Here is a 17,647-nt window from a genome sequence, read left to right as displayed (position 1 = left end):
CTTCGGCGGCATGCGCGGGGCTGGTTGAGCTGTGTCAACGGATTCTCCCGCGCCTATGGCAAACGAGCGCCATGCTTCAGCGGAGAAGGTTTTTCGGAATGGATCCACAGGACACGCAACTCGCCGGCGACGAACGGCCCGTTCAGCGCGTCCGTGCTGAAACCGCAGCCGTCGTTCCCACGCCGGCGATGCCGGTTCCTGTGTCCCATCAGCCGCGGCGCAGGTGGGCAGTGTGGCCGCTTCTCGTGCTCCTCCTTGCCGTCGGGGCGGCCGGTGGTGGCGGCTACGTCTGGTGGCAGCGGCTGCATCCGCCGCTGCCCCTCGGCATCAGCGTCAGCAATGGCCGCATCGAGGCTGACGAGATCGACATCGCGACCAAATATGCCGGCCGTGTCGCCGAGCTGCGCGCCGATATCGGCGATCGCGTCGAGGCCGGGCAGATCGTGGCGCGGATGGACACGAAGGAGCTGCAGCAGTCGCTGTCGAAGGCGCAGGCCCAGGCCGAGCAGGCGCAGCACGTGGTCGATCAGGCCCGTGCCAATCTCGCGCAACTGCAGGCGCAGAAGACGCTCGCCGAGCAGGAGATGGAGCGCACCCGCAGCCTGCTGCAGAGCGGCTGGACCACACGGGAGCTGGCCGATCAGCGCCAGCAGGCGCTCGACACTGCGACCGCCGGCCTTGCCGGCGCGCAGGCGCGGATTTTCGAAGCCGAACGCGGGCTCGAAGCGGTCCGTCACGACGTCGCGCTCTACACCGTTCAGATCGCCGACAACTCACTGATCGCGCCAAAGCCCGGCCGCATTCAATATCGTCTCGCCAATGTCGGCGAAGTCCTCGCCGCGGGCGGCAAGATCTTCACCATGCTCGACATCGGTTATGTCTACATGGACGTGTTCCTGCCGACCGAGGAGGTCGGCAAGGTCAAGATCGGCACCGACGCGCGGATCGTGCTCGATGCCTATCCGGATCGTCCGATCCCGGCGAAAGTGTCGTTCGTGGCGAGCCAGGCGCAGTTCACGCCGAAGACCGTCGAGACCCGCAGCGAGCGCGACAAGCTGATGTTTCGCATCCGCGTGCGCGTCGATCCGGACAGGCTGGCCGCACATGCCGATGCCGTGAGGAGCGGATTGCCCGGCGTGGCGTATGTCCGGTGGAATCCCGACGTCGCATGGCCGGCGCGTCTGCAAGCAGCGCCATGATGGCCGACATGATCGGCGATGCGTCTCCGGTCGCGATGGTCAGGGACGTCTCGCAGCGCTATCGCGACGTGATCGCGCTCGACAACGTCTCGATCGACATTCCCGCCGGCCGCGTGGTCGGCCTCATCGGCCCGGACGGTGTCGGCAAGTCGTCGCTGCTGTCGATCCTGGCCGGCGCGCGCGCGATCCAGGACGGGCAGGCGCGCGTGCTCGGCGCCGACATGGCCGACCGGCGCGCCCGCACGCAAGTGTGTCCGCGGATCGCCTACATGCCGCAGGGCCTCGGCAAGAATCTCTATCCCGATCTCAGCGTGCGCGAGAACATCGCGTTCTTCGCCCGGCTGTTCGGCCAGTCGCGGTCCGAGCGCGACTGGCGCATCGCCGAGCTGATGGAGGCGACGGCGCTGTCCGATTTCGCCGACCGGCCGGCGAAAAAGCTGTCCGGCGGCATGAAGCAGAAGCTCGGCCTGTGCTGCTCGCTGATCCATGATCCCGATCTTCTCATCCTCGACGAGCCGACCACCGGCGTCGATCCGCTGTCGCGGCGGCAGTTCTGGGACCTGATCGACCGCCTGCGCGCGCGCAGCGCGGCGGGCATGAGCGTGATCGTCGCCACCGCCTATATGGAGGAGGCCGAGCGTTTCGACTGGCTGATCGCGATGAACGACGGGCGCATCCTCGCGACCGGTACGCCGGCCGAGCTCAAGGCGCAGACGCAGGCCGCCTCGATCGAGGATGCGTTCGTCGCGCTGCTGCCCGACCGCTCGGCGCGCGACCGCGCCGAGATGCCGGCCAAGACCGAGCTCGACGGCAGCCACGAGACCGTGATCGTCGCGCGCGACCTGACCTGCCGCTTCGGCGATTTCACCGCGGTCGACGGCGTCAACTTCCAGATCCGCAAGGGCGAGATCTTCGGCTTCGTCGGCTCCAACGGCTGCGGCAAGACCACGACGATGAAGATGCTGACCGGGCTGCTGCCGCCGACCGAAGGCGAGGCGCTGATCTTCGGCCGCTCCATGGAGGCCGGCAATCATGAATCACGCAGCCGGGTCGGCTACATGTCGCAGGCGTTCTCGCTGTATGGCGAGCTCACGGTGCGGCAGAACCTGGTGCTGCATGCGCGGCTGTTCCATCTGCCGCGCGACGCCGCCGAGAAGCGCATTGCCGAACTGGTCGAGCGCTGCGACCTGACCGATCACATCGACGGCCTCGCGGCCGATCTTCCGCTCGGCATCCGCCAGCGCTTGTCGCTCGCGGTGGCGATCGTCCACAGGCCGGATCTTCTGATCCTCGACGAGCCGACGTCGGGCGTCGATCCGGTGGCGCGCAATCAGTTCTGGCGCCTGCTGATCGAGCTGTCCCGCCGGGACGAGATGACGATCTTCGTCTCGACGCATTTCATGAACGAGGCGGCGCGCTGCGACCGGCTGTCGCTGATGCATGAGGGGCGGGTGCTGGCGACCGACACGCCGGACGGCCTGATCCGCGCCAAGGGCGCGCAGACGCTGGAGCAGGCCTTCATCGCCTTCCTCGAGCAGGACGCTGGTGTCGCCGATCCGCCGGTCACACTGACCCAGGCGAGGCCCGATCCAAAGCCCGCCGACCGGCCGCGCGAGGAGCGACGGCGGGGCGCCGTCAGCCTGCGGCGGCTGTTGGCCTATACGATCCGCGAAGGTCTCGAGCTGATCCGTGACCCGATCCGTCTGATGTTCGCGCTGTTCGGAACGGCGTTCCTGATGATCGTGATCGGCTTCGGCATCTCCACGGACGTCAACAACCTGACCTTCGCCGCGCTCGACCGCGACCAGTCGCCCGAGAGCCGCGCCTATCTCGCGGAGCTCAGAGGTTCCCGCTACTTCGTCGAGCGGCCGCCGCTTGCAGATTATGTCGAGCTCGAGCGGCGGATGAAGAGCGGCGACATCAAGGCCTCGATCGAGATCCCGCCGAACTTCGGCGTCGACATCAAGCGCGGCCGGCCGGCGTTCGTGTCGGCCTGGATCGACGGCGCGATGCCGTTCCGCGCCGAGACCATCCGGGGCTATCTCGAAGGCACGCATCAGCTCTATCTCTCCGATCCCGCCGTCAAGACGACGCAGCCATTGCCGGCCTCGCCGGTCAATGTCGAGATCAGGTTCAAGTACAACCAGGCGTTCGACAGCATCTACGCCATGGCTCCGAGCACGATCGCGCTGCTGCTCGCGCTGTTTCCGGCGATCCTGATGGCACTCGCGGTGGTCCGCGAGAAGGAACTGGGGTCGATCACCAATCTCTATGTCACGCCGGTGACGCGGCTTGAATTCCTGCTCGGCAAGCAGCTGCCTTACATCGCCGTCGCGCTGGTGAACTTCGTGCTGATGTATGTGATGGCGATGGTCTTGTTCCGCGTCCCGCTCAAGGGCGCGTTTCTGCCGCTGATGGTCGGCACCTTGGTCTATGTCATCACCACGACCGGCTTCGGCATGCTGATCTCGACCTTTTGCCGGACCCAGATCGCGGCGCTGTTCGGCACCGCGATCCTCACCGTGCTGCCGGCGACGCAGTTCTCGGGCATGCTGGTCCCGGTGTCGTCGCTGTCCGGCGTGGCCAAGCTGATCGGCATGGTGTTCCCGATGACCTACTACCGCCCGATCGCGGTCGGCACCTTCACCAAGGGACTTGGCTTCGCCGATGTCGGCGCCGATATCCTGATCCTCCTGATCTTCATTCCCGTCCTGACAGGGTTCAGCCTGGCGATGCTGCCGAAGCAGGAGGCGTGAGCCATGATGCGCTCGCTCTCCAACGTGTTCTGGCTGGGCACAAAGGAGCTGCGCAGTCTGTTCGGCGACGTCGTGCTGATCGGGCTCGTGATCTATTCGTTCACGGTGGCGGTGATCAGCCAGGCGCAGAGCAGCTCACAGGAGCTGCATCGCGCCTCGATCGCCGTCGTCGACGAGGACCACTCCGAGCTGTCGCGCCGGATCGCGAGCGCATTCCAGCTGCCTTATTTCCAGCCGCCGGTCTATATCGTGCAGAACGAGGTGGAGCGGCTGATGAACAACGGCCGCTTCACGTTCGTGCTCGACATCCCGCCGAATTTCCAGCGCGACGTCCTGGCGGGGCGCAAGCCATCGGTGCAGGTGAACGTCGATGCGACCGCGATGATCCAGGCGGGGATCGGCTCCGGCTATGCGCTGCAGATCATCAACACCGAGGTTGCCTGGTTCGTGGCCCGCTCGGAGACGTCCTCGTCCTCGCCGGTCAACCTGGTGACGCGGATCGCGTTCAATCCCAACGTCACCACCGCCTGGTTCGAAGGCGTGATGGGCATCATCAACAGCGTCACCATGCTCGCGATCATCCTGGCCGGCGCGGCGCTGGTGCGCGAGCGCGAGCATGGCACCATGGACCATCTTCTGGTCATGCCGCTGTCGCCATTGGAGATCGCGATGTCGAAGATCTGGGCCAATGCGCTGGTGATCGCCGTCGCCGTCGCCATCGCGCTCTACGCCGTCGTGCGCTGGTATCTGCGCGTGCCGATCATGGGCTCGATCCCGCTGTTCATGGTGGGCACCGTGCTCTATCTGTTCTTCGCGACCGCCGTCGGATTGTTTCTCGGCACCATCGCGCGGTCGATGCCGCAGCTTGGCCTGCTCTATATCCTCGTCGCCGTGCCGATGAACCTGTTGTCGGGCGGGATGACGCCGGTGGAAAGCCAGCCGGTTTGGCTTGCCACCATCATGAAGGCGTCGCCGTCGACCCATTTCGTGTCGTTCGCCCAGTCGATCCTCTACCGCGGTGCCGGCCTCGATGTGGTGTGGCCGCAATTCGTCGCGGTGGCGGCCATCGGCGCGGTGGTCCTGGCGTTGACCTTGCGCCGCTTCCGGGCGGCGATCGCGGCGGCCTGAGCCCGCCCTCGACCCTAACAAAAAAGCCTCGGCACTGCGGCCGAGGCTTTCCCTTGAATGGTGTCGGTAGGGATGACGGCGATCAGTAGCGCGCGGCCGCCGGGCCACCAAACTTGTAGTTCACGCCGACCCGGACCGTGTGGAATGAGAAGTCCTGCGACAGGCGCTCGACGTAGTTCGAGCCGGGCGGGGCGAATGTGCTGCCCGGGACGTAGGCCGAGGTGTAGTTGATGCTGCCGAGGTCGGTGTAGAGATATTCCGCCTTGACCGTCCAGTTCGGCGCGAACGCATGCTCGACGCCGGCGCCGACCGTCCAGCCGACCCGCGTCTCGTTGGCAGAGGCGGTCTTTGTGTAGCCATTCGCCGAGGTCAGATCCCAGCTGCCCTTGACATTGCCGACGGCGAGACCGCCAGTGACGTAGAACAGCGTCGTATCGACCGCGTAACCGGCGCGGCCGCGCAGGGTCATGAACCAGTCGTTCCGGATGCTCTCGTTGAAGGTGCGGGTCGTGGGCGGGTTGGCCGCCGTGTAGACCGTCCGCTTGTTGAGGTCAGATCCGTTGATGTCGGCCTCGATGCCGAAGACGCCGGCGCCGCTCTGCCAGTTGTAGCCGGCCTGCAGACCGCCGAGCACGCCAGCCGGATTGAGCCGGTTGTTGCTGATGTTGACGAACTGATTCTGGAAGGCGGCGCCCTCGACCGCCCAGCTGCTGGTCTGGTCCAGCGTCGTGTTCAAGTTCGACCGGCCCCAGCCATAGCCGACGCTGCCGCCGAAGTAGAAGCCGGTCCAATTGTAGATCACGGCCGGGGGAGGCGCCTTGGTGTAGCGGGCCGGCAGATCCGCGGCGAATGCGCCGAGCGAGCTGGCGAGGAGCAAAGAGACGGCGGAGGCAAGGGTTTTCATCGGTCACAATCCTCAATGAATATCAGCAACATTGAGACAAGGATTTCTCACAATTCGGCCTATTAGGCTGTAGTTCAACTACAACACTCGTGAGCGTAAGTATCTGTGACGACATCACTTTATGCGAGTGCGTCCTTAACCTTAAGTCATTGTAAATTCGAGCGTGCGGCGGGGAGGCGGTCGATCGATACCGTCGTCGATCGACGATCCGGACAATTCGACGCACCGCGTTAGTCAACGATTCGCCAACCATCCGCACGCTCCATCGCGCCCGCTAACGATTTCGCAAAGTGCATGCGTGCACCTTCGGCACGTCCTGGGGGACGGAGAGGGGAGAGCATCATGATGATGAATGGGGAAGCGGTTCTCGAGAACGTGCGGCGCTATCGTACCATCGCCTCCTTGTACCGCCAGACCGCGGCGTTCCGTCCGCATCAGCGCGACTCACTGCTGGCGCAGGCTGCCGAATGGGAAAGCCGCGCGGTCGCCGAACTCGAGGATTACTTCCTCGCCCGCCATGCACCGTCACAACCGCCGGCGAACTTGAACTTCAATATCAGCCATCATGGGGCCTCCTACAGGTCGTCGCACCAGCAGATGGCTGCGGCGTAGCGCCAGATCACGGCACCGTTTTTTCGCTGCGCTCATCCGGATGGCGCCTTATGCTGCATCTCACTCCGGTGCCATGCGCGCTGCAGCGAGCAGGCCGATCAGGGCGGGCAGCGCGCCCACGCTCATCGCGTTGATTGCGATCAGCGAGGCGTAGTTGAGATCCACGACGCTCATCACCGGCTCGCCGAGCCGGGAATCGATCAGCAGATAGCAAACGAACGGCAACGCGAGCAGCGGCAAGGACCGCAGGCGCTCCGTGGGTGCGAACAGCAGCGCGGCCAGCAACACGCAGGGAATGAGAAACAGCTCGACGCCGCTCTGGGCGCCGAACAGCTTGACGCAGAACACGGTGTTGGCAGTTCCGGCGAGCACCATCAGGGCTCGGCCGGTGAACGGCTGGCGCTTCGCGAGCACGGGCACGGTCGCGAACAACGGCGTCGTGAGCAGCGTCAGCCAGGCCGGCCAGGCTGCCCGGCCTACAATGGCGTGGAGATACAGCGGGTAGAACGGCTGGTTGGAGACGATGACGAGCGCCACTTTGGCGGCAATGTCGGAGCGCGCATCATCGGCCGATGCATAGGCCTGCACGGCGGCCAGCCAGCGTCCGAACGTCTTGCCCATTCAAGTCCCTCAATTCTGCAGGCCGTCGCGCGCGCCTCGGCCTTCAAACGCGCCCACGTTCGAGGCGGATCATTCGCCTCGGGAATGGAGGCTGGTCACGCGTTCAACGCGGTGCGGATCATGCGGGCAAGGTCGGCGCTCTGATAGGGCTTGGTGAGCAGCAGCACGCCGGCATCGAGGCGGCCGTGATGGACGATGGCGTTCTCCGTATAGCCCGACGTGTAGAGCACCTTGAGGTTCGGGCGCCGCTTCAGCGCCTCGATCGCGAGCTGGCGACCATTCATGCCGCCGGGCATGATGATGTCGGTGAACAGCAGGTCGATGCGGGGGTGACGGTCGATCAGCGCCAGCGCCTCGTCGGCCTTGCTGGCGGCGAGCGTCGTGTAGCCGAGCCGCTTGATCTGGGCGATGACATATTCGCGCACCAGCGAATCGTCTTCCACGATCAGGATCGTCTCGTCGCCGCGCTCCATGCCCTCGGCGCTGATGGTCGACAGTGCCGCGTCGGCGTCGGCATTGGCCTGCGGCAGGTACAGCTTGACCGAGGTGCCGTGCCCCGGCTCGCTGTAGATCTTGATGTGCCCGTTGGATTGCTTGACGAAGCCGTAGACCATGCTGAGGCCGAGGCCGACGCCCTTGCCGACGTCCTTGGTGGTGAAGAACGGCTCGAAAACCTTGTCGAGCAGATTGGCGGGAATGCCTTCGCCGGTGTCGCTGACCGCGATCATCACGTAGTTGCCGGGGATCACCTCAGGGTTCATGCGCGCATAGGCGGCGTCGAGCAGGACGTTCTTGGTTTCCAGGGTCAGCTTGCCGCCGTTCGGCATGGCATCGCGCGCGTTGAGCGCGAGGTTCAGGATCGCGGTCGACAGCTGGCTCGGGTCGATCATGGCCGGCGCCGAATCGTGCGCCAGCATGGATTCGATCTCGATCTGCTCGCCGAGCGTCCGGCGCAGCAGGCGCGCGGTGTCGACGACCATGCCGTTGATGTCGACGCTGCGCGGCTGCAGCGGCTGGCGGCGGGCGAAGGCCAGCAGGTGTTTGGTCAGGTCGGCACCGCGCGCTGCGGCCGAGTTGATCAGGCTGGTGATCTGCACCAGCTGCGGACTGTCCTTCACCGCCTCGGCCAGGATCTCGATGGTGCCCGTGATCACGGTGAGGATGTTGTTGAAGTCGTGCGCGACGCCACCGGTGAGCTGGCCGATCGCCTCCATCTTCTGCGCCTGCCGCACCTGCGCCTCGGTGGCCTCGATCTCCTGGAAGCGCTTGACCATGGCTTCCGCGGTGCGGCGCTGCCGCGTCTCCTCCTCGAGCTGTGCATAAGCGTTCCGGAGTTCGGCGCGGGACGGCATGGTCAGGACCCGCGGCAGCATCAACAGCAGCGCCGCGGCGATGCCGACCGACATGAAGGCCAGGAAGCCCTTGGTGGCCGCCTCCAGGCTGTAGGCTGGAACCCAGATCGTGAGCACCTCGATCAGCCGCGTCATCCCACAGAAGGACACCCACAACGCGAAGGCCCAGAAGATGTAGCTGAACTGAAAGTCGCGGCGGCGATAGACGATGAAGGCAAGCACGAACGCAATGGTGAAGAAGGCGAACGAGGTGAGGATGTCGGACACCGTATTCACCCATATCAGCTCAGGTGTCCACAGCAGGCACTCGCCATGCGGCGTGAGCATCGACATGTCCGATTTCCCCAAAACATGTAGCCGACGGACCGTGTCGCCCCCGCGGCTCGGCCGGTTCCCTTAGCAGATCATCGAATTTCCGTTGAGCACACAAGGGTTCTCACTGTCGCGACACACACATTCGGTAAACGGGCACCGCAAGCATGGTGGGCTCCGCGTCGATCCGATTGCTTACGGCTGAGCTTGTGCCGGGAGCTCTCTTTAACATGCGCGGCTTGACGACTTGTACCGATCGGTACATAGTATTCCGAATGGTATACAAGGAGATGTCCCGTGAGCACTCTCGCCCCGCCGTTTACGCTGCAGACCGCCACCCAGAAGGTGCGCATGGCCGAGGATGGCTGGAACAGCCGCGACCCCGAGCGGGTGTCGCTGGTCTACACGCCCGACAGCCGGTGGCGGAATCGCGCAGAGTTCATCACCGGCCGCGCCGAGATCGTCGCCTTCCTCACCCGCAAATGGGCCAAGGAGCTCGACTACCGCCTGATCAAGGAGATCTGGGCCCACAGCGACGACCGGATCGCGGTGCGCTTCGCCTATGAGTGGCACGACGACAGCGGCAACTGGTTTCGCTCCTACGGCAACGAGAACTGGGAGTTCGACGCGCAGGGGCTGATGCAGCGTCGCTACGCCTGCATCAATGACCTGCCGATCAAGGCGGCCGATCGCAAATTCCACTGGCCTCTCGGGCGCCGGCCGGACGATCATCCCGGCCTGACCGAATTGGGACTTTGAAGCAAGGAGAGCCATGCGGACGCTCAACGAGCGCGCCGACGTCGTCCCGCTGATTGCCGAGGTGTTCCGCGAATTCGGCTTCGAGGGCACCTCGCTCAGCCGGATCACCGAGACGACGGGACTGGGCAAAGGCAGCCTCTATCACTTCTTTCCAGGCGGAAAGGACGAGATGGCGCGCGCGGTGCTGGCGCATGTCGACGCCTGGTTCGAGCGCGAGATCTATGCGCCGCTGCGCGATGATCCGCCGGAGCAGTCGATCGCGCGGATGTGGCGCGGCGTCGACGACTACTTCCGTTCCGGCCGCCGCGTCTGCCTGGTCGGGGCGTTCGCGCTCGACGAGACGCGGGATCGCTTCGCCGCCGCCATCGCCAGCTACTTCACGCGCTGGATCGAGGCCTTGCGCGATGCGCTGATCCGCGACGGCTGGCCGGCGGCACAGGCCGCCGACGGCGCCGAGGAGGTGGTGCTCGGCATCCAGGGTGCACTGGTGCTGGCGCGGGCAACCGGTGAGGCGGCCGTTTTCGGCCGCGCGCTGATGCGGTTCCAAGCGCGTCTGCAACGATCATCCGTCGTCTGACTCTCGAAACGCCGGCGGCCGCTGCCTCCGCAAGCGGCAAATGGCGGGCTGAAATATCGGCGCGCGGCTCTCGTGAAATCGTGGTTGTCTTGGGCAACGTCTCGAGCAGCGGCGACACCAGGGAGGTCCGGCATGAACGGGTTAGGCGGTCTCAATAAATCCGATAACGGCGTGGTCATCGGCCTGGTGCAGCTGCAGCTCCCGGTCGTCGTGACCAAGGACGACCTTGCGCGGCAGACCGAGAAGATCGTCTGGATGGTCGGCAAGGCCCGGCGGAATCTCGGCACCATGGATCTCGTGGTGTTCCCGGAATATTCGCTGCACGGGCTGTCGATGGACACCAATCCCGAGATCATGTGCCGGCTCGACGGGCCGGAGGTCGCCGCGTTCAAGCAGGCCTGCATCGACAACAAGATCTGGGGCTGCTTCTCGATCATGGAACACAACCCCGACGGCAATCCCTACAATTCGGGTCTGATCATCGACGACCACGGCGACATCAAGCTGTATTACCGCAAGCTGCATCCATGGATTCCGGTCGAGCCGTGGGAGCCCGGCGATCTCGGCATCCCCGTGATCGAGGGACCGCGCGGCGCCAAGATCGCACTCATCATCTGCCATGACGGCATGTTCCCGGAGATGGCGCGGGAATGCGCCTACAAGGGCGCCGAGATCATGATCCGCACCGCCGGCTACACCGCGCCGATCCGCGACAGCTGGCGCTTCACCAACCAGGCCAACGCGTTCCAGAACCTGATGGTGACGGCCAATGTCTGCATGTGCGGCTCCGACGGTTCGTTCGATTCGATGGGCGAGGGCATGATCGTCAATTTCGACGGCAGCATCATCGCGCACGGCACGACGGGGCGCGCCGACGAGATCATCACCGCCGAGGTGCGCCCCGATCTCGTGCGCGAGGCGCGCATCAACTGGGGCGTCGAGAACAACATCTATCAGCTCTGGCACCGCGGCTATGTCGCGGTGAAGGGCGGCGCGATGGATTGTCCCTACACCTTCATGCATGACATGGTCGCCGGCACCTATCGCTTGCCCTGGGAGGATCAGGTCAAGATCACCGACGGCACCTCCTGCGGCTTCCCGGCGCCGACGCGCGCTTTCGGCAGGCTCGGCAAGGCGGCGGAGTGAGCGAATGCGGCGGCGCGTGCGGCCGCCGCAAGCTTGACAGATCGATCGTCCGCGAATTATTTTATACTTAAAATAATTGGCGGACAGGTTTTGTCATGAGTGCATCGGCGAAGGTGATCCCCCGCGACTGGCTCGACTGGCCGTTCTTCGAGCCGCGTCACCGCGCCCTGTGCGACCAGCTCGACCGCTTCGTCGGCTCGGGCGTTCTCGACGAGGTCGATCACGGCGACGTCGACACCGCCTGCCGCAAGATCGTGCGTGCGCTTGGTGCCGCAGGCTTGCTCGACAGCGCCGTCGTGGCGCCCGATGCGGATGCCGGCGCGATCGACTCGCGCGCGATCTGCCTGTCGCGCGAGACGCTCGCTTATGCCGACGGTCTGGCCGATTTCGCCTTCGCCATGCAGGGCCTCGGCTCCGGCGCCATCGCGCTCGGCGGCTCGCCGGAGCTGCGCGCCAGTGTCTTGCCGAAGGTGCGCGCCGGCGAATGGCTCGCCGCTTTCGCGTTGTCCGAGAAGGAGGCGGGCTCCGACGTCGCCGCGATGGCCTGCGCGGCGCGGCTGGACGGCGATACCTACGTGCTCGATGGCGAGAAGACCTGGATCTCCAACGGCGGCATCGCCGACGTCTACACGCTGTTCGCCCGCACCGGCGAGGCGCCCGGCGCGCGCGGCATCTCCGCCTTCGTCGTGTTTCCCGATGATCCCGGTTTCTCCGTCGCCGAGCGCATCGAGGTGATCGCACCGCACCCGCTGGCGACGCTCCGCCTGCAGAATTGCCGCATCCAGGCCAGCCGCCGGCTCGGCGCGCCTGGCGGCGGCTTCAAGCTGGCGATGCAGACGCTCGACATCTTCCGCGCCTCGGTGGCGGCTGCCGCCCTCGGCTTCGGCCGCCGCGCGCTCGACGAGGCGCAGGCGCACGCCTCGAGCCGGCAGATGTTCGGCGGCGCGCTGGCCGACCTGCAGATGACGCAGGCCGCGTTCGGCGAGATGGCGACCGATACCGACGCCGCGGCGCTGCTGACCTATCGCGCGGCCTGGCGCCGCGACGTCCAGAACCTGCCGACCACCCGCGAGGCCGCGATGGCCAAGCTCACCGCCACCGAGACCGCGCAACACGTCATCGACCGCGCCCTGCAGATGTTCGGCGGCCGCGGCGTGCGCAAAGGCGAGATCGTGGAGAGCCTCTACCGCGAGATCCGCGCGTTGCGCATCTACGAAGGCGCGACCGAAGTGCAGAAGCTGATCGTCGCGCGCGAATTCCTGAAGGCGCGGGCCGGCGTGGTGCGCGGCTGAGGCGTGCTGCGCGTCAGGCCCGCAGACGCAAGGGCGCCTGCCAGCCGGGATCTCCGTCGCACGCGGCCTCGCCCAACGTTACGCGGCGGCCTTGGTTGTCACGAAGCGGTTGGATTTCGATCTCGTCGAACGTGAAGCGGACAATCGGCTGCAATTCGCCGACGAACGTTCTCGTTTGCCACGGCTTAGCGCTTCCGCGCGGCATCGGAAACGCGAAAGGGCGCGCGGGGATGCGGAGGAGAATGCGGCCATCCCACGATTCGTGATCAAGCAGCTCGGGCTGTCGGACCAGGCCGACATGGTCCAGATACGCATCGTATGCGTGTTGTTGCAGAGAGAGGGTCACCATGATCCCGGTAAAGTCGATGTCCCCACGCATTCGATCATCGTAGACCAAGGTCTCTTTCACATCCACGCTGCCGAGCGAGCTGCTGTGCTCGGCAGGTTGAATCAAGAAGAACCTTTCCCGACACCAGCTGTCGTAGGGGACCTTCTCTGGCCGGGGTGGGCGATCCGATAGATTCTGGTCGCGGCCGTGGCAAAAGCCGATGTCATCAATTCCGCCGCGAATGGGTTGGAAAAAGAGTCCTTCGGGGAGAAGCGACGTTCCGTCGAGACGACCGACCACGACCAGGAACGAGCGTCCCTTGGCAGCGTCCGACAGGACCAGCGGCGTGCTCGTCATCTTGTCCCCTCTTTGCAGGATTGTGGCGGGCCGGTCGGCCCCTCCTCGTGCGTGAGGGGCCAGCGCGACGGGTCTGAGCGCAACGTGGCTCGATCGCCACTGCTCCAGGCCGTGAAGGGCGAACTGGATGGATTCGGCACATCTTCATGCCGCCTTCTGGCCGCTGCGACAGCGGCAAGCGACTATCGGGATGCTCGCGGGGGATGTCGAACATGCATTGGAGAGAATGTGCCGTGTACCGATACGCAGGCGAGGAGAAAAGCCACAAGGCGTCCCAACCGCATGACAGGATCAAGCCCGGAACTGGCGCACCCGACACGATTCGAACGTGTGACCTTTGCCTTCGGAGGGCAACGCTCTATCCAGCTGAGCTACGGGTGCGTACGGCCAATCGTTTAGCCGATTGCCTGGGCGACGGCAACGGCCTTGGATGCTCCCGGACCGGGCGGACGGCCGCTCGCGCCGCGAGGCACGAGGGTCAATTCCGCTGGGTTGCGCGGCTCGGCCGCTCCTGCCGCCCCGCCTTACGCCGGCACGATGGTCTTGCCGATCGGCCACAGTGCCAGCCCGGCGAGCTTCAGATGGGCCCAGGCGAAGGGCAGGCCGATGATGCTCACCGCGAGCACGATTGCGGTCAGGAGGTGGCCGAGCGCCAGCCACCAGCCGGCCAGCACGAACCAGATGATGTTGCCGAGTAGGCCGAGAACGCCGGTTCCGACGTCCTCCATGCCCGTCACCTCGTCACGGCGAACCGCGCGCGAGCCGAACGGCAGCAGCGTGTAGGCGGCGATGTTGAAGGCGGCGCGGGACCAGGGCAGGCCGACGATCGTGATCGCCATCACGACCGCGGCGACCAGCCAGCCGAACGCCATGTAGGCGCCGCCGCACAGGATCCAGAGGATGTTCAGAAGCATGGAAACCGGCTGCATGACGACCTGCCAACTCCGTTGTTGCCGCTCCGGATATAGGAACGCGACGCCAAGGCCGGTAGCGGGCGGTCGTCGAAATCTGCGTGGCCTCCCGCCGCAGCCGCGGCCGGGGCGGCCAGGCGTTGAGGACGCCGGAAAGCCGGCTCAGCCGGCGGCCTGCAGGCTCCCTGCCGCCGTTGGAGCGAACAGCTTGCGCAGCTCGGCGGCCGGCTTCGGCGCGCTGAACAGATAGCCCTGCATCTCGGTGCAGCCAAGCTGCCGCAGCGCCGTCTGCTGCGCGCCGGTCTCGACGCCTTCGGCCGTGGTCGTCATGTTGCTGGCGGCGGCGATGCTCACCACCGCCTGGACGATCGCCGACGAGCTGCCGGCGCCGATGTCGCTGACGAAGCAGCGGTCGATCTTGATCTTGTCGAACGGAAACCGCTTCAGGTAACTTAGCGACGAATAGCCGGTGCCGAAATCGTCGAGCGCGATGCGCACGCCCATGTCGTGCAGCTGGTGCAGGATGCCGAGCGCGACGTCGTCGTCGCTGATCAGCACCGCCTCGGTGATCTCGACCTCGAGTCGTTCGGGCGCAAGGCCGGCCGCCGACAGCGCGCCTGCGATCCGCAGCGCCAGGGTTGGCGATTTGAGCTGCACGGGCGAGACGTTCACGGCGATGCGGATGCCGGCGGGCCAATGCGCGGCCTCGGCGCAGGCGGTGCGCAACACCCAGTCGCCGATCTCGTTGATGAGCCCGGTGTCCTCGGCGAGCGGAATGAAGTCGAGCGGTGGCACCATCCCTCGCTCCGGATGACGCCAGCGCAGCAGCGCCTCGCAGCCGGTCATGACGTTCTCGCTGAAGCCGAGCAGCGGCTGGTAGTGCAGCTCGAACTGGCCTTCCGTGATCGCCCGGCGCAGGTCCTGCTGCAACTGCAGCCGCGCGCGCGCGTTTTCGTCCATCGACGGCTCGAAGAACCGGAAGGTGCGGCGGCCGCCGGCCTTGGCGGCATACATGGCGAGATCGGCATTCTTGGTCAGCTGGTCGCGCTCGACGCCGTCCTGCGGCGCCAGCGCGATGCCGATGCTGGCATCGGTCGACAATTGGTGGCCCAGGCAGCGATAGGGCTTGCGGATGGCCTCGAGGATCTCCTTCACGGCCACGATGACCGCGTCCCGGTCCGCAACGGTGGTCAGCAGCACCGCGAATTCGTCGCCGCCGAGCCGGGCGACCATATCCTCCGGCGCGAGGCAGCCCTCGATGCGGCGCGCGATCGTCTTCAACAGCTCGTCCCCGACATGATGGCCGAGCGAATCGTTGATGCCCTTGAATTCGTCGACATCGATGTAGAGCAGCGCGAAGAAGGTGCCGTGACGCGCGCGCTCCAGCTCCTCGTCGATGCGCTCCTGGAACAGCACGCGGTTCGGCAGCTCGGTCAGCGCGTCGAAATGGGCGAGATGGGCGATCTTCTCGTCGGCCAGCCGCCGCTCCGTGGTGTCCTCGATCACGTTGATCAGATAGCGCGGCCGCTGCGCATCATCCGCGATGGCGATGCGCCGCGACGTGATGTAACGCAATCCCAGGCCGGGACTCTGCCAGGGATGTTCGGCGAGAAACAGCCCGTCCGACTGCTCCAGAGCCCGGTCGTCGTCCGCGGTCACCTTTTCCGCGACCGATCGCGGCAGCAGGTCGAACGCCGTCTTGCCGACGATCTCCTCGCGCGGCACACCGAAGCGTTGCTCGGTCGACTGGTTGACCAGGACATAGCGGCGGTCGCGGACGTCCTTGACCATGATGTGCGACGGGATGTGGTCGATGATCTCGCGCAGGAATGCGTAGTTGCGGTCGCGCTCCTGCTCGAGCCTGCGATGTTCGCTGATGTCCTCGATCGTCGTGACCCATCCGCCCGAGGCCAGCGGCTTGTCGATGATGTTGAAGAAGCGGCCAGCTCCGCCCTCCGCGATCATCTGCGACGTGCCGCCTGCCGCGGCTCTGTCGATGATGTCGGCGCAGAAGTCGGTCACGTCGCCGTTGAAGGATCCGCGCGCCTTGCAGTGCGCGATGACTTCGCTGAGATGGGCGCCGGGCCTGATCACGTCCGTGGACAGGCCGAGCAGGTCGATGAAGCGCTGATTGAACATCACGACGCATGCGTTCGCGTCGAACGAGATCAGCCCCTGCGTCATGTTGTCCAGCGCAGTCTCGACCCTTTGCTTCTCCGTCTCCAGTTGACGCGTTGCCGCACGCCCCTGCCGCACGATCTGCCGGATCATCAGGCTGAACGTCAGGGCGATGACCGCGATCGCAAGCACCGCCGCGCCCACGAGCAGCACCATCTGCGATCGCCAGTCCGCGAGCGCAGCGTCGACCGGCCTGTTGGCCGAGATGACGAGCGGGAAGCGTCCGATCCTGGAAGCCGACGCGATCGTCTCCAGGTTGTCGACGGAGCTCGTGAGCAGGGTCGTGCGCAGGCCACTCTCGGCGACGCCCTTCAGCAACTCGTCGTTCCCGATCCTGGCGCCCATCAGGGATTCGGCGTGCGGGTAGTGCGCCAGCACGGCGCCGTCGGAATGGACCAGCATGATCGAAGAGCCCTTCCCGAGGGCCATCGATTCCAGGAACGTCTCGTAAGTGTGCGGATCCACCCGGCGGGTCAGCAAGCCGAGGAATTCCCCGTTCGCGCCGTTCAGGCGATGCGCGACGATGGTCGCCCAGCCGCCGGTGACGCGGCTCATGACCGGCAGGATCACGAAGCTGTCCGGCCGCGATGTCGATTGCAGGTCCTTGAAGTAGGAGCGGTCCGCGACGTTGATGGCCGGCAGCGGGTCGTTGGACGACCAGTTCACGAAATTGCCGTCGACGTCGACGATCGTGAGGTCTCCCATATAGGACAGGCCATTGACCTGAGAGCGCAGCATCTCGCTGATCTCGGGCTTTGCCATCTCGGCCCGGAATGCCTCCGGCGAAGCGATCGACGCGAGCTGCATGCGGCCGATCGCGTGCGATACCGCGGTCTCCGCATCTTCGAACTGCTGCGCGAAATGCCGGCTCAACAGCAGCACGGTGTTCTCGAGTTCGCGCTCGTTGTTGGCGATCGCACGCGCCCGAAAGCCGCTGGCCATGACGATCGTCCCGATGACGATGGCTGCGATGAGAAGCGCTCCGCACGCAATCAGCCATGGCACCGGACCGCGCCAGAGGGACGTGCCAATCCGTTCCGGCTCGCTACCGGTCCCTGACGTATCTGCTGCGCCTTGCATGCCTTGATCGACCCGGGAGGAAATGACTTGTTGCAAGCCAGCTTGATAACAAGGCACTGGTGCCGGACCGGTTAGGAAATGCGGTTAGCCGTCGCTTAAGGCGCGCGCCGAAACTTCGCGGCAAACGATAATTTC

Annotated in this window: 14 protein-coding genes and 1 tRNA gene; 8 read left to right on the top strand and 7 right to left on the bottom strand. The window is 65.5% G+C overall.

Features of this window, described 5'->3' with window-relative positions; genetic code table 11:
* Nucleotides 1-98 precede the first annotated feature (98 nt).
* From QW845_RS23300 to QW845_RS23290, 3 genes are read left to right on the top strand one after another with little or no spacing between them, the layout of a single operon-like run.
* On the top strand, nt 99-1,199 hold the full coding sequence (locus tag QW845_RS23300) for an HlyD family secretion protein (RefSeq protein WP_409997955.1): 1,101 nt from the start codon (nt 99-101) through the stop codon (nt 1,197-1,199).
* 8 nt (nt 1,200-1,207) lie between these two features.
* Nucleotides 1,208-3,955, top strand: coding sequence for a ribosome-associated ATPase/putative transporter RbbA (rbbA, locus tag QW845_RS23295; protein ID WP_315803975.1), 2,748 nt, complete (start codon nt 1,208-1,210; stop codon nt 3,953-3,955).
* A gap of 3 nt (nt 3,956-3,958) precedes the next feature.
* Complete coding sequence (locus QW845_RS23290; RefSeq protein WP_315803866.1) at nt 3,959-5,083, top strand: ABC transporter permease; 1,125 nt, start codon at nt 3,959-3,961, stop codon at nt 5,081-5,083.
* A gap of 82 nt (nt 5,084-5,165) precedes the next feature.
* Here QW845_RS23290 and QW845_RS23285 read toward each other — a convergent pair whose 3' ends face one another.
* On the bottom strand, nt 5,166-5,987 hold the full coding sequence (locus QW845_RS23285; RefSeq protein ID WP_315803865.1) for a porin family protein: 822 nt from the start codon (nt 5,985-5,987) through the stop codon (nt 5,166-5,168).
* A 342-nt stretch (nt 5,988-6,329) separates the two neighbouring features.
* On the opposite strand from QW845_RS23285, the gene QW845_RS23280 reads away from it, so the two are divergent.
* Nucleotides 6,330-6,599, top strand: a complete 270-nt coding sequence (locus tag QW845_RS23280) for a hypothetical protein (RefSeq protein ID WP_315803864.1) — start codon at nt 6,330-6,332, stop codon at nt 6,597-6,599.
* A 60-nt stretch (nt 6,600-6,659) separates the two neighbouring features.
* Here QW845_RS23280 and QW845_RS23275 read toward each other — a convergent pair whose 3' ends face one another.
* Together QW845_RS23275 and QW845_RS23270 are read right to left on the bottom strand one after the other, a co-directional pair.
* Entirely contained in the window at nt 6,660-7,220 is a 561-nt protein-coding gene (locus QW845_RS23275; protein ID WP_315803863.1) for a hypothetical protein, read from the bottom strand.
* A 95-nt stretch (nt 7,221-7,315) separates the two neighbouring features.
* Nucleotides 7,316-8,905, bottom strand: a complete 1,590-nt coding sequence (locus QW845_RS23270; protein WP_315803862.1) for an ATP-binding protein — start codon at nt 8,903-8,905, stop codon at nt 7,316-7,318.
* 276 nt (nt 8,906-9,181) lie between these two features.
* Between QW845_RS23270 and QW845_RS23265 the strand changes: the two genes are divergently transcribed.
* The 4 genes from QW845_RS23265 to QW845_RS23250 all read left to right on the top strand — a co-directional run bounded on the left by QW845_RS23265 (nt 9,182) and on the right by QW845_RS23250 (nt 12,658).
* The gene (locus QW845_RS23265; RefSeq protein WP_315803861.1) at nt 9,182-9,643 is read left to right on the top strand and encodes a nuclear transport factor 2 family protein; all 462 of its coding nucleotides are present in this window, start codon (nt 9,182-9,184) and stop codon (nt 9,641-9,643) included.
* Nucleotides 9,644-9,656: 13 nt separating this feature from the next.
* Complete coding sequence (locus QW845_RS23260) at nt 9,657-10,220, top strand: TetR/AcrR family transcriptional regulator (RefSeq protein WP_315803860.1); 564 nt, start codon at nt 9,657-9,659, stop codon at nt 10,218-10,220.
* 132 nt (nt 10,221-10,352) lie between these two features.
* Complete coding sequence (locus tag QW845_RS23255; protein ID WP_315803859.1) at nt 10,353-11,366, top strand: formamidase; 1,014 nt, start codon at nt 10,353-10,355, stop codon at nt 11,364-11,366.
* Nucleotides 11,367-11,461: 95 nt separating this feature from the next.
* The gene (locus QW845_RS23250; protein WP_315803858.1) at nt 11,462-12,658 is read left to right on the top strand and encodes an acyl-CoA dehydrogenase family protein; all 1,197 of its coding nucleotides are present in this window, start codon (nt 11,462-11,464) and stop codon (nt 12,656-12,658) included.
* Nucleotides 12,659-12,671: 13 nt separating this feature from the next.
* Here QW845_RS23250 and QW845_RS23245 read toward each other — a convergent pair whose 3' ends face one another.
* The 4 genes from QW845_RS23245 to QW845_RS23230 all read right to left on the bottom strand — a co-directional run bounded on the left by QW845_RS23245 (nt 12,672) and on the right by QW845_RS23230 (nt 17,512).
* Complete coding sequence (locus QW845_RS23245) at nt 12,672-13,343, bottom strand: hypothetical protein (RefSeq protein ID WP_315803857.1); 672 nt, start codon at nt 13,341-13,343, stop codon at nt 12,672-12,674.
* A gap of 304 nt (nt 13,344-13,647) precedes the next feature.
* Nucleotides 13,648-13,724 (bottom strand) — tRNA-Arg (locus QW845_RS23240).
* Between the two features lie 143 nt (nt 13,725-13,867).
* On the bottom strand, nt 13,868-14,272 hold the full coding sequence (locus QW845_RS23235) for a YccF domain-containing protein (RefSeq protein ID WP_315803856.1): 405 nt from the start codon (nt 14,270-14,272) through the stop codon (nt 13,868-13,870).
* A 144-nt stretch (nt 14,273-14,416) separates the two neighbouring features.
* Nucleotides 14,417-17,512, bottom strand: a complete 3,096-nt coding sequence (locus QW845_RS23230; RefSeq protein WP_315803855.1) for an EAL domain-containing protein — start codon at nt 17,510-17,512, stop codon at nt 14,417-14,419.
* Nucleotides 17,513-17,647 lie beyond the last annotated feature (135 nt).

This window comes from Bradyrhizobium sp. SZCCHNS3002 (assembly GCF_032377435.1).
Classification (GTDB): Bacteria; Pseudomonadota; Alphaproteobacteria; order Rhizobiales; family Xanthobacteraceae; genus Bradyrhizobium.
This window is presented reverse-complemented; position numbering and strand designations above follow the sequence as displayed.